Source organism: Gemmatimonadota bacterium, from assembly GCA_021295815.1.
Lineage (GTDB): Bacteria > Gemmatimonadota > Gemmatimonadetes > Longimicrobiales > Gaopeijiaceae > JAGWBQ01.
On record JAGWBQ010000016.1, the window covers coordinates 1 to 12,339 of the forward strand.

A 12,339-nucleotide genomic window follows, 5' to 3' on the forward strand; every position below is an offset into this window, starting at 1 on the left:
ACACCATCCCCGGCAACCTGGCCAAGAACGAACTCCGGAACCGTTCTCGCAACCCGGTATTCCTCTTTCAGAGTCTCGTGTCCAAGTGGAAGGAGGAGGACCGTCCCTTGGAGTGGGAAGATCCGCGCAACCGACCCGACGACCTTTATCGGAAGCGGTTTCTCGTGCGAAGGGTCGAGGATGCCGTTGCTCAGCTCTCGCCGGACCACCGGGTCGTCTTCCTGCTTCGCGAGTTCGAAGGGAAGTCCTACGAGGAGATCGCCGGGATCGTCGGTTGCAACCTGGGCACCGTAAAGAGCAGGCTGAACCGAGCCCGCAACAACTTCGCCCGCATCGTGGCGCCGATGGTCGACTGACCTTGATGGTCGACTGACCTTATCGAATAGGCGACGGCTTCGGAGGGCGGCCCCGGGATTCGCGACAGCCGCGCTTCGGGCTCCGGCTCCGGAACCGGAGGTGCCCGGATTTGTAGTAGTTGGCATGTCCTGCACGAAATTTCTGGCCCGATACTCCGAGTTTCTCGACGGTTATCTGGCACCTTCGGACTTCGCGGCGTGTGAAGAACATCTGCGCGAGTGCTCGAGCTGCCGCCGCTACCACAGAGTGCTGGGCCGGGCGCTTGGAATCTTGCGAAGCCTGCCCGAAGTCGTCCCTTCGCACGATTTTCTGGGTCGGCTGAAGCATCGCATGTACAACGAACGACTCCGGCCGACGAGAACTTCGGCGATCTCCGGAGCGACGCTCTTCTCCATGGCGGCGATCGTCATCGTATTGGCTTGGTCGCCCACCTTGTGGAAGCAGATGCGTACCGATTCGACCGTTCAGCACGGGGTATCGGCTGACGCGGACCTCAGGATGGCGGTCTCGACCGAGCCCTCCCGGCAGCCGAGCGGCATGGCGGCTCGGGTATCCCGGCAGCAGGATCCGAACGCGCTCCCGGCGGCGCTCTGGGGGGACACCAACCACCTTCTCTACCGGTTTTCCCCGGTCGCGCGCCGCTATCAGGCGGACCCTGTCAGCGAGCTGAACACGGCCGTCGATCATTGACCGGACGGATGCCCCCACGGCTCGACCACGAGCGGGGAGGGTCGTTCCTTCTCCATGGTGACGACGAATTCAGAAAGAGCGAGGTCGAACGCGCTCTTTGCGACCGCTATCTCGACCCCGCCACCCGCGACTTCAACTTCGACCTCTTGCGGGGCGGCGAGATCGGGCCGGAGAGCCTGATCGCGGTGCTCACCACACCCCCGATGATGGCGGAGTGGCGAGTCGTTCTCCTGCGCGACACGCAGCGGCTGGCATCCGGTGCGAAGACCCGGCGCGCGCTGCTCGCCGTGGTGGAGTCCATGCCTGCGGGGCTGGTCGTCGTGATGAGTTACACCCTGTCACGGGGCAGGCAGCCCAAGTTCTTCAAGGATCTGCGCAAGGCTTCGGCGAGCGCCGAATTCAACCAGCTCTCCGATTACAAGTTGCACGAATGGGTGATCTCTAGGGTCGGCGAGCTCGGCGGCAAGATCCAGCCCGAGGCGGCACGGGCCGTGACCGCATCCTCCGGCAACGATCTCGGCATACTGGCTCAGGAGCTCGACAAGCTCGTCGGCGTCGCCGGTGACGGTCCGGTTACCGTCGATACCGTGCGGGCGGCAGGCGTCCGCGTGCCCGCCATGGACCGGTGGAGGTGGTTCGATCTGATCGGTGATCGGTCGTTCGATGCCGCGCTGAACTCGCTCTGGGACGTTCTCAACCAGAGCCAGACCGGACGCTCGGAGTCGGTGGTCGGTCTGGTAAGCGGTCTCACGACTCACTTCCTCCGGCTCGGTCTTGCCGCCGAGGGTGGACGCCGACAGCTTGCGCCCGCGCTTTCACGCCAATCCTGGCTGGTCGACCGCATAGTGCGTCAGAGCCGAAGGTGGAGTGCGGCGGAGATCGAGGCGGCCCTCGAGGGCCTGATCAGGCTCGACCGGCTTCTAAAGGCCAGCGCCCACTCCGACGTTCACTACCTGGAGGAGTGGCTGCTCGCTCGCAAGGCGCACACCTCGGTGCGGGCCGCCCGCCCGGCGGCGTAAAACGGGTCCGCCATGAGTCCGCGAACACCCTCGGTACGGATCTTCGCGCTTCCTGCGGCCCTTGCGGTCCTCCTGGTTTCGCCATTCGACGGGTCTCCTCAGACGCCTCCGACACCCGAAGAGCTTCTCTCGGACATAACGCTGCTCGCAACAACCGGCCGCACCGAGGAGGCTCGTGCGCAGCTCGCGGACTGGTGGAGCACCCAGCGGGGCGAGGCCATGCCGAGATCGGTCGAGCGGGCGCTCTGGTGGCGCGCACGGCTCCAGACCGACCCACTGGCGGCCACGCGGGATTTTCGTCGCCTGCTGGTCGAGTACCCGTCGGGACCCTACGCCGACCTGGCCCTCCTTCGTCTGGTGCAGGGTGCGCGGGCGAGCGGCGATTCCGTGGCCGAAGAGAACTACCTGGAATCTCTCGCCCGAGGCTATCCCGGCTCTCCCGGCCACCAGGCGTCACTGGCCTGGGCGCGGGGCGAGGAGGTCCGGCTCCAAGCTGCCGTGCTGATGGACGGCAGGTTCGACGTCGTTCCCGGCCGGCTCGCCGCGGCGCCTGCTCTGGACGCCACGGACGACATGACCGCTTCGACGAGCGACGCCGAGATGGGCGGCGAGGGCCTGGAAAGGAGCGACGTGAACCCGAAACACCCGCCACCCGAGGCGGACTCGGGAACGGAAGCCGGTTCACCGGCGGGCCAGCCGGCAGCTCGCTACGCCGTCCAGCTGGGCGCCTTTCGTGAGATTTCCCGTGCCGAGAGGCTCATGGACAGGGCGGTGGAGCGTGGGCTCGAGGTCCGAATCGTGCGTTTGCCCGAGAGCGAGCTTCACTATGTGCGGGTGGGGAAGTACGGAATCGCGGCCGAGGCCGACGAGCTCCAGGTCCGGCTCACCGAGCTCGGATTTCGAACCTTCGTGGTTCGAGATGCTCACGAGGAAAGGCCGGCCAGGTAGGATCGCGCTCGAACCAGGCTTTCGGCGGGTTCCCTAAGGCCTTTCCGCCTTGCACGATGTATCTTGGAGGCATGCCGAACCACGACACTCCGCTCATGCAGCAGTGGCGCGAGGCCAAGGCCAAGGATCCCTCGGCCTTGCTCGCGTTCCGTGTGGGTGACTTCTACGAGTTCTTCAACGAGGACGCCGAAAAGGCTGCGCCGCTGCTCTCGCTGACCCTGACGGCGAGGAACAACGGCAACGCCGCCAAGACCCCGCTGGCGGGCTTCCCGGCCAAAGCCCTGCCGGAGTATGTGCGCAAGCTGGTCCAACTAGGTGAGCGGGTGTCGATCTGCGAGCAGACCGAGACCCCCGCCCAAGCCCTCGGAAGCGTCGTCAAGCGCGAGGTGGTCGAGACGATCACTCCGGGTACGGTCCTCGACGACGCTCTGCTCGACGCCGGGCGAAGCAGCTTTCTGGTCGCGCTGGTGAAGGGGCGCGGCGACTCCTATGGCTCGGCCGCGCTCGAACTCACGACCGGAGAGCTGATCGGCATGCGCTTCCCGGCGGACGACCTCGAGGCCGAGCTGGGCAAGCTCGAACCAGCCGAACTTCTTCTCCCTCGCTCGCTGTCCCAGGAGCCCTCGTTCGCGGAATCCTTCGAGGCCGCGCCCGCCCCACGAACTCTGCGCGAAGACTGGTACTTCGACCCCGAGAGCTGCGGAGAGGAGGTTCTGCGGGCCTACGGACTCCACTCGCTGGACGGGCTGGGGGTGGAGCCTTCCGAAGCGGCGATCATCACCGCCGTCGGGGCGCTGATCCGTTACGTGAAGGAGGTCAAGCCGACCGTCGGAGGACATTTGCGACGGCTGCGGGTGGTCAGATCCGGACACACCATGCTCCTGGACGAGATGACCCGGCGAAATCTCGAGATCGTGACCCCGCTGCGTCCCGGCGAGACCGATGTCACCCTGCTCTCGGTTCTCGACGACACGGCCACGCCGATGGGCGCTCGCCTGTTGCGCCGCTGGCTTCTGGAACCGCTCCTGAGCCTCGAGGAGATCGACCGGCGCCACGATGCCGTGGAACGTCTGGTTTCCGACCGCCCCGGACGAAAGAAGCTCGCGTCGGAACTCTCCGGCGTCGGCGACCTCGACCGACTCGCCGGGAAGCTCAGTCTGGGCCGAGGGGCTCCTCGTGATCTGGCCTGGCTGCGAGATTCGCTGCGCTCGCTGCCGGGAGTGAGGGACACCGTGCGCTCGCTTCGGGCGACCGCCCTCTTCGAAGCCGGGCCTTCGGGAGCCGATGGCGCGCCGCCGGACACAGACGCGCCTCCCGACACCGGCCGGAAACGGACCGCCGCAACGGATCTGCTCGAGGCCGCCGCCGATCTTGATCTCGTTGCCGATGCGCTCTCGCTGCTCGACTCGGCCCTCGCGGACCGACCTCCTCAGAGTCTTGCCGAAGGCGGGGTGATTCGGGAAGGATGGTGCCCGGAACTCGACGAGCTGCGAGCCGCCCGCGACGGAGCCCAGGACTTCATCGCCTCCATGGAACGGAGGGAGCGCGAAGCGACCGGCATCCCTTCGCTCAAGATGGGCTACAACCGCGTCTTCGGGTACTTCATCGAGGTCACCCGTCCGAAGTTGGATCAGGTTCCCGAACACTACCTGAGACGCCAGAGCCTTAAGGCCGCCGAGCGTTTCGTCACCCCGGAGCTCAAGGAGTGGGAAGAGAAGGTCGTCGACGCCGAACTGCGCATGGCCGATCTGGAAGCCCAGGCCTTCGCCGAGCTTCGCGAACGGATGACCTCCTTCGTCCCCCGTCTCCGGAAGAGCGCCGCGAGAATAGGCGAGCTCGACGTCCTCTCCTCTTTCGCTTCGGTGGCCGTGAGCCGTCGCTACGTCCGACCGAGCATGCACGAAGGCTACGCCCTCGAGGTCCGCGGGTCGCGCCACCCGGTGGTGGAGGCCATGATGCCTTCCGGCGAGTTCATCCCCAACGACGTCGTGCTGGACAGGGAGAAGAACGTGGTCCTCCTCACCGGACCCAATATGGCGGGCAAGAGCACCGTGCTGCGCCAGATCGGCCTTATCCAGCTTCTTGCGCAGACCGGTTCCTTCGTGCCCGTCACCCATGCCCGCATACCGGTCGCGGATCGGATCTTCACCAGGGTGGGCGCTTCCGACAACCTCTCCCGGGGCCATTCCACCTTCATGGTGGAGATGAACGAGACCGCCGCCATAATCAACGGCGCCGGCGTTCGCTCCCTGATCCTGCTCGACGAGATCGGGCGCGGCACATCGACCTACGACGGTGTATCCATTGCCTGGGCGGTAACCGAACACATCCACGACCGCATCGGCGCCAAGACGCTCTTCGCCACGCACTACCACGAGCTCACCAGGCTCGCGGAACGGCTCCGGGGCGTGAGCAATCTCAAGGTTCTCGTGAAAGAGGTCGACGAGAACATCGTTTTTCTTCGCAAGCTCGCCAAGGGAGAGGCCGATCGTTCCTACGGCGTTCAAGTTGCGAGAATCGCCGGGCTTCCCACCGCGGTCGTGAACCGGGCCAAGGCGCTGCTCACAAACTTCGAAGGTAGGGACGGAACTGCGGTCATGCTTCCGGAACCCACCAAACAGTTCCAGCTCTCCGTCTTCAACGCCGACCATCCCGTGGTCTCCGAACTTCGCTCTCTGAACCCCGACGACCTCTCGCCCAGGCAGGCCCTCGAACTCGTTTACCGACTCGTCCGCGAAACCATGAAGCACGATGAGTAGAGCCCGGGCCGCTTCCCGGGCGTCGGCGTTCGTCGTCCTCGGGGCGATCGGGTGCGGCGATGTCGAGCCTCCCGTTCTCCTGGACGAGCAGGAGTCCGTCCGCTACCCCTTTCCGGCCTGGGACGCGGGCACGGTCGGAGAGGTCATGCTCAGAGTGCGGGTGACCCCCGACGGCACGGTCGATTCGGTCGAGCTCCAAACCACATCGGGAAAACCGGCCCTCGACTCCGCCGCGCTGGTCGATGCGTGGAAGCTGCTCTTCGAGCCCGCAAGGCGAGCGGACGAGGAGATCGCAGCCTGGGTCTCGGTGCCGGTGCGGTTCGAGCGGGAGGATTCCGTCGTTTCCGAGGAGCACGGTCCGTGAAGATCGTCGTCCTCATGGGCGGTCTCTCCGACGAGCGCGAGGTATCGCTCGCTTCCGGAGCGCAGGTCGCCAACGCACTACGCGAGGCCGGTCACGAGGCGCTGGCTGTGGACACGGTCGCCGGCGCGCTCGACGAGGCCGAGGAGCGCAGGTTGCTTGCGGGCGGGGTCGGGCGCAGCCCCCCGGCGGGCGACCGTCTTGCGCGCCTCTCCAACGCTCGCGTCTCCCAGCTCGCTCTCGCCCCGCCGACTCACGACGCCGACGTGTTCTTCCTCGCCCTTCACGGAGGAGCCGGCGAGGACGGCTCGATCCAAGGCCTGCTCGACATGGCCGGAGTCGCCTACACCGGCAGCGACAGACTGGGATGTTCGCTGGCGATGGACAAGGAGGTAACCAAGAGACTCTTGCGGGAGGCCGGTGCGCCCACGCCCGATTGGCGTCTGCTCGACGAGTGCTCGGACATGGAAATCGAACGGGCCCTCGGTCTTCCGGTCATCGTCAAGGCGGCGAACGGCGGTTCGTCTCTGAGACTGACCCTCGCCAAGGACAGGGAGCAACTGGCGCTGGTTCGTCGCGAGAGCCGCTCCTGGAACGACGTGGTTATCTGCGAACGCTACCATCCGGGGAGGGAGTTCACCGTGGGCGTCGTTGGCGGCGACCTGCTTCCCGTCGGTGAGATCGTGCCGAAGCGCGAATACTTCGACTACATCTCCAAATACCAGACCGGGATGGCCGAAGAGATCTTTCCGGCCGGGATCGATGACGGGCTGGCGACACGACTCCAGGAACTCGCTCTCGACGTCTTCCAGGCTCTCCGCATGCGCGACTACGGAAGAGTCGACTTCATGGTCGACGGGGAAGACCGACCGTGGTGCCTGGAAGCCAACGCCTCGCCAGGTATGACGGCCAACTCTCTGCTCCCCAAGGCGGCGGCCGCAGCCGGTATCGGGTTTCCCGATCTCTGCGACCGACTGGCTCGCCTGGCTGCGGAACGCGGGTGACGCCTCCACGCGGCTTCAAAGGCGCACGCACTCCCTTCAGACGACCCCTCCTTCCGAATCCCAAGTGCACCTGCTGGTAACGCCCCTGGGGTAGCCTGATCCCGCTTCAGCCGACACCGCCCAGATACCTTGCCGGGATCGGAAATGCTTCGCTCTCGCTCAGCCAGTAGATGGAGATCACCCACCAGCGCTCGCCGTCGTCGAGGAGCTGGATGGAGTTGATGCCCCTCGCGAAAGGCTCCGGATCGGTTACGCTGCGTCGCGACTCGTATGTCGAGAACGCGTGCGCGATCACGCCGTACTCTTCGGTGACCCGATGTACTTCGACCTCGTGGAAGCCGTCCCGCTCGAGCATGCCGCCGACACGTTCGGCGTATTCCGCAGGTGTGATGACGACTCGCTGGAAGCCTTCGCCGTCGGGGCGCCCCACGACCGGGTTCAGCGTGGCTCCCGGTGCGAAGAGCGAGCGAAACCGGTCCCAGTCCCGCTCGACTCCGGCGTCTCCCGAAATCACGTCGTAGACCGCCGCGATGATGGCGTCGATCGAGGCCACGTCGGCGGGATCGGCTTGAGGCGGCTCCGCCTCCTGAGCTCCCGCCGGACTGCCGGGCGCGAGGGCCGCGATAAGTAAGGCTAAGACGGCGAAACGGCGGAAAGGCGTGCGCGCTGGCAGCATGGCGGGCGTGGGGTGGGGTGACAGGCTTCGAGCCGTACACTCGTTGCGGAGGCGGGTGCCCTCTATCCGCCAGAACGCTGGCAGCGCAGGTCTGGCGCAGCCGGAAGAGGACAGCGGTGCAACCTGTAGGTCGGGCGCTACCTCACCTCGGGCGGAAGCCTCTTGACCACTACGGTAGGCACGTCGAACTCGTCCGTCTCGACGTAGGCGGCCAAACCGTTGGGGCCGAACGCCGAGAACATGGTAGCACCGCTCTGTTGGGGGAAAGTCCCCACGTATTGTCCGTCCGGGCTGATGACGTCGATAGGCGAGTCGGGCGGGCGAGAGGTGCTGAACGACACTCCGGTCACAACGCTACCGAGTATGTGGTCCTCCCATGGGTAGCCGCCGTCGGGAGTGCGTCGTACCCAGACACCGCCAGACCAGGTGGTTCTTAGGTCGTCGATCTCCTGTAAGGCCAACCGAGCAACGTTCCTCCTGCTTCCGCTCTCAGGAGGTAAGCCCTCGTGCCTTCCGGAAAGCCAGCGTACGCTTCCGGCCGCTCAGGTTCGCTGCCGGCTTCGGCTGGAAAATTAACCATCCGGGGCTCCCGCCCGGGCCGGAAGACATGGAACGCCCTGTGCCCGAAGTCGGGCACGACCGTCGTTCCGTCCCGGAAAGTGACTGCCGATCTGGCCAATTGAAACTCGCCTGGACCCTCTCCCGGTCGACCGACCGTCGTCACGAATGCGCCTAAGGAATCAACGACCAGGACACGCAATTCACCTCCGGCGACCACGGTGCCAACGACGGCAGCGATGTGCAGGTTGCCATCTGCGTCGAACCCAGAGAAGTGACCGACGTCAACTGTTCCCAGTCCGCGCCTCCGTCTCCCACCCGAAACACCTCATCGAAATTGGCCGACAGGGCGACATCTTCCGCAGGGAGCTCGACGACGGGAGCTTGGGGTGCCAAAGAAGCTGGCAGCACCCAGCACAGCAGGTAGCAGAATGCAAGGTTAACCGAGCGAGGAAGCATGGAAAGGTATCCGAATCGAATTGAGTGTCCGGTTTCTCTTTACAGGTGATGGCCTCAGAGTGGTCCATTGGGTCCGAACCGATCAGCGGCCCTGAAGCCGAGGGGCAGGAAGATAGCTCGATTCGGTCGCCGTGCGGAGACCGTTTGCTTCGGCCCGAGCACAGGACGACCCGATCAGTCCGGCACCTTTCGGCCAATGTCTCCCTCACTAGTCAGGCCGGGACGCGGCGCCGCGAGACCGGCTGCGGCTCACCCGACCACCCATGCGGAAATCCCATACCCCTCCGGTGTACGCACCCCTCATGAGAGCATGGAGATCGTACGCGCAGACCCCGCCTCCCTCGCAAGAAGGCATGGGGGCGAACGCCGGAGCCTACTGGGGGTCCGCGATGACGCCGATGGTCAAGAGAATGCTCATCGCCTGCTGCGTTCTCGAGGTCCTGGCCATGCTCGGCGCACGTGGGTTTCTGGTGACCTGGCTCGGCCTTACGCCGGACCGGGCTCATCTGCAACCGTGGGGACTCGTCACCTACGCCTTCGTCCACGGAGGCATGGGCCATCTCCTCGTCAACATGCTCGCGCTCTTCTTCTTCGGCCCTCCTCTGGAGCGACGCTGGGGTGGTCGAGCGTTCGCTTGGTTCGCGGTCGCGGCGGCCTTCGGAGGCGCGTTGCTCTCCTTCACCCAGCCGGAAAGCACCGTGGTCGGATTCTCGGGCGTCGGCTACGGCATTCTCCTGGCCTTCGCCGCGTTGTGGCCGGACGCCCGCATCTTCGTGATGCTCCTCTTCCCCATCAAGGCCAAGTGGGTGGCCGCCGGCATGTTCGTCATGACCCTCCTGAACGCCCAGGCCGGAGCCAACGACGGTGTCGCGCACTGGGCCCACCTCGGCGGACTCGTGGCAGCCGCAGCCGCTCTCCGCCTCACCTCCCTCGGCGCGGGGAGCTTCCTCGGAGGGCGCAAACCCCAGCCCGGCCGGGTCGGACCGGCCTCCCGCACCGGGCCTCGGCCGCGTGCCGGACGCGGAGGCGGCGGCTGGACGGTGGGCGGTGGCGACGGCAGCGGGGCGAACCGACCCGGACGACGCGGCGGTGGACGCATCTGGAACGTCCCTTTCACGAGCTCCGACGACGATCTCCACAACCGGGTCGACGCCGTGCTCGACAAGATCTCCGCCCAGGGCCTCGGTTCACTCACCGAGGAGGAGCGCTCCCTGCTCGACCGCATGTCTAAACGAGGAGCGGGTCGCCGTCGGTGAGAGCCCGAGATGCAGTCCGGCCGAATCGCCGGCGGCGCCGGACCGTTCGCACCTGTAGGGACCTTCGTGCGTCCCTACCTTGACTAATCTCGCATCTTGCCGGAATATCCCCTCTTGCCGTTCCCACGTCCGCAGGACCTTCGTGCGTCCCCGGACGCCTGACCTTCCTCCAACCCCAACCGCAGCTACTTGAAGACCTATACCACGGATCGTATCCGCAACGTCGTCGTCCTGGGTCACGGCGGATGCGGCAAGACGAGCCTTATCGATTCCATGTGCTGGGTCGCCGGCACCTCCAGCAGGCACGGCAGAGCCGACGACGGCACGGCGCTCACCATGCACGCGCCCGAAGAGCACGCCCACGGAGTGTCGATCCAGACCACACCTGCCTTCGCCGAGTTCGCCGATCACAAGATCAACATCATCGACACGCCCGGCTACCTCGACTTCACCGGAGAGACTCTGGCAGGGTTGCGAGTCGCCGACGCCGCGATAATCGTCGTGAGCGCCACGGCCGGCGTGGAGGTCGGTACCGAGCGGGTGCTGGAGTTCTGCCGGGAACGCGGCATCCCGCGCTTCTTTTTCATTTCCATGATGGACAAGGAGCACGCCAACTTCGAGCGGGTCTTCGAACAGATCAAGGAGATTTCGGGCAAGGCTCTTCCCGTCGAGATCCCCGTGGGCGCCGGCCCCGGCTTCTCGGGCATCGTCACACTCTTCAGGGACAAGCTTCAGCGTTTCAAACCCGGAACGTCGAAGGGCGAGTACGACGAGGCCGAGATTCCGGCCGAGCTCACCGAGATGGCGGAAGAATGGCGCACCGAGCTCATGGAGACCGTGGCCACGACCGACGAAGAACTCCTCGACCTCTACCTGGAGGAACTCGATCTCCCGAGGGACGTGGCGCTCTCGGCGATGGCGACCGCCGTCTCCGCCCGGGACGCCTACCCGGTCCTGTGCGGGTCCTCGCACCTCACTTACGGGATACGAGCCGTCCTCAACAAGATCGTCGAACTCTTCCCGAGTCCTGTCGACGCCGGGCCGGAAAAGGCCGGTGAGGAGACGATCGAAGCGGACGCCGACGGCCCGCTGACGGCTCTCGTCTTCAAGACGACCCAGGAGCCGCACGTGGGCGACCTCTCCTTCTTCCGCGTCTATTCCGGCACCTTGGAGAACGGGACCGAGCTGACGAACACCACGAACGGCGAGACCGAACGACTCGCCCATCTGGCGGTACCGCTCGGCAAGGAGCGGCGGGAGGTCGACAAGCTCGTCGCCGGAGACATCGGCGTCGTCTCCAAGCTCAAGGCCACCCGCACCAACGACACTCTGTCCGCCAAGGGCACCACGACCCGCATCGACCCCATCGTCTTCCCCACGGCGGACATCTCGATCGCCATCCGAGGCAAGGCTCGGTCGGACGACGACAAGCTGGGCGAGGTCATCCACCGCCTGCACGAGGAGGACCCCACATTCTCCGCAGCGTTCAACGGAGAGCTGGGTCAGACCATCGCACGCGGCCTCGGCGAACTTCATCTCGGGGTCCAGTTCGAACGGATGGCGCGCAAGTACGGCGTGCACGTCGAGACCGAGCAGCCGAAGATCGCCTACCGCGAGACGCTTTCACGCCCGGCGCAGGGCCAGGGCCGCCACAAGAAGCAATCGGGCGGCCGCGGTCAGTTCGGCGACTGCCGCATCCGACTCACCCCGCGGGAGCGCGGCGCAGGTTACGAGTTCGTGGACTCCATCAAAGGCGGCGTCATTCCCTCCAAGTACCTGCCTTCGGTGGATCGCGGCATCCAGGAAGCGGCCACGAACGGCGTGCTGGCGGGCTACCCGATGGTCGACTTCGCGGCGGAATGCTACGACGGATCGTACCACTCGGTGGACTCCTCGGACATCGCCTTCAAGCTGGCGGGATCGCTCGCCTTTCGGAACGTCGCCGTCAAGGCCGGGCCGGTGCTGCTCGAGCCCATCGTCGAGGTCTCGGTGACGACCCCGGACGAGTACGTCGGCGACATCATGGGCGACCTTACTTCGCGCCGCGGCCGGGTCCAGGGGATGGAGCCCGCGTCGGGCCGCACGACCATCATGGCGCTCGTCCCCCAGTCCGAACTCTACAAGTACGCGGCTACCCTCCGGTCGATTACGCAGGGAAGAGCCTTCCACACTCGCAAAATCAGAGGCTACGAGCCCGCTCCCCACGAGGTGGCCCAGAAGGTGGCCGCCGAAAGGGCGAAGGAGTAAGGAGA

11 protein-coding genes are annotated in these 12,339 nt (G+C 65.8%); 9 read left to right on the forward strand and 2 right to left on the reverse strand.

From position 1 onward, the window contains the following. From J4G12_07650 to J4G12_07680, 7 genes are all read left to right on the forward strand, one after another. Window positions 1-356: sigma-70 family RNA polymerase sigma factor (locus J4G12_07650; protein ID MCE2455685.1), on the forward strand; the 356-nt coding region annotated here is incomplete at its 5' end. Between the two features lie 124 nt (window positions 357-480). Beyond that, window positions 481-1,047 carry a hypothetical protein gene (locus J4G12_07655; protein MCE2455686.1) on the forward strand — a complete coding sequence of 189 codons (567 nt, stop codon included), beginning with the start codon at window positions 481-483 and terminating at the stop codon, window positions 1,045-1,047. 8 nt (window positions 1,048-1,055) lie between these two features. Then, on the forward strand, window positions 1,056-2,066 hold the full coding sequence (holA, locus tag J4G12_07660; GenBank protein ID MCE2455687.1) for a DNA polymerase III subunit delta: 1,011 nt from the start codon (window positions 1,056-1,058) through the stop codon (window positions 2,064-2,066). 12 nt (window positions 2,067-2,078) lie between these two features. Next, the gene (locus tag J4G12_07665) at window positions 2,079-3,014 is read left to right on the forward strand and encodes an SPOR domain-containing protein (protein ID MCE2455688.1); all 936 of its coding nucleotides are present in this window, start codon (window positions 2,079-2,081) and stop codon (window positions 3,012-3,014) included. Window positions 3,015-3,085: 71 nt separating this feature from the next. Further along, window positions 3,086-5,773: a DNA mismatch repair protein MutS gene (gene mutS / locus J4G12_07670; GenBank protein ID MCE2455689.1), complete on the forward strand. Its 2,688-nt coding sequence runs from the start codon at window positions 3,086-3,088 to the stop codon at window positions 5,771-5,773. Continuing rightward, window positions 5,766-6,137 carry an energy transducer TonB gene (locus tag J4G12_07675; GenBank protein MCE2455690.1) on the forward strand — a complete coding sequence of 124 codons (372 nt, stop codon included), beginning with the start codon at window positions 5,766-5,768 and terminating at the stop codon, window positions 6,135-6,137. The genes mutS and J4G12_07675 overlap by 8 nt, the downstream gene beginning before the upstream one ends. 14 nt (window positions 6,138-6,151) lie before the next feature. Next, a complete protein-coding gene (locus J4G12_07680; GenBank protein MCE2455691.1) occupies window positions 6,152-7,138 on the forward strand; it encodes a D-alanine--D-alanine ligase in 987 nt (328 codons plus the stop codon). Window positions 7,139-7,244: 106 nt separating this feature from the next. Here J4G12_07680 and J4G12_07685 read toward each other — a convergent pair whose 3' ends face one another. Beyond that, window positions 7,245-7,691 (reverse strand): hypothetical protein, encoded by a 447-nt coding sequence (locus J4G12_07685; protein ID MCE2455692.1) that lies wholly within the window; start codon window positions 7,689-7,691, stop codon window positions 7,245-7,247. Window positions 7,692-7,951: 260 nt separating this feature from the next. After that, window positions 7,952-8,275, reverse strand: a complete 324-nt coding sequence (locus J4G12_07690; GenBank protein ID MCE2455693.1) for a hypothetical protein — start codon at window positions 8,273-8,275, stop codon at window positions 7,952-7,954. Between the two features lie 858 nt (window positions 8,276-9,133). Here J4G12_07690 and J4G12_07695 point away from each other — a divergent pair. Both J4G12_07695 and J4G12_07700 read left to right on the forward strand, forming a co-directional pair. Next, complete coding sequence (locus J4G12_07695) at window positions 9,134-10,087, forward strand: rhomboid family intramembrane serine protease (GenBank protein MCE2455694.1); 954 nt, start codon at window positions 9,134-9,136, stop codon at window positions 10,085-10,087. Between the two features lie 189 nt (window positions 10,088-10,276). Then, on the forward strand, window positions 10,277-12,334 hold the full coding sequence (locus tag J4G12_07700) for an elongation factor G (protein ID MCE2455695.1): 2,058 nt from the start codon (window positions 10,277-10,279) through the stop codon (window positions 12,332-12,334). The last annotated feature ends 5 nt before the right edge of the window (window positions 12,335-12,339 follow it).

Coding starts and splice junctions, on each gene's coding strand:
- J4G12_07655 (MCE2455686.1), top strand. CDS start 481: ATGTCCTGCACGAAATTTCTGGCCCGATACTCCGAGTTTCTCGACGGT.
- holA (MCE2455687.1), top strand. CDS start 1,056: ATGCCCCCACGGCTCGACCACGAGCGGGGAGGGTCGTTCCTTCTCCAT.
- J4G12_07665 (MCE2455688.1), top strand. CDS start 2,079: ATGAGTCCGCGAACACCCTCGGTACGGATCTTCGCGCTTCCTGCGGCC.
- mutS (MCE2455689.1), top strand. CDS start 3,086: ATGCCGAACCACGACACTCCGCTCATGCAGCAGTGGCGCGAGGCCAAG.
- J4G12_07675 (MCE2455690.1), top strand. CDS start 5,766: ATGAGTAGAGCCCGGGCCGCTTCCCGGGCGTCGGCGTTCGTCGTCCTC.
- J4G12_07680 (MCE2455691.1), top strand. CDS start 6,152: ATGGGCGGTCTCTCCGACGAGCGCGAGGTATCGCTCGCTTCCGGAGCG.
- J4G12_07695 (MCE2455694.1), top strand. CDS start 9,134: ATGAGAGCATGGAGATCGTACGCGCAGACCCCGCCTCCCTCGCAAGAA.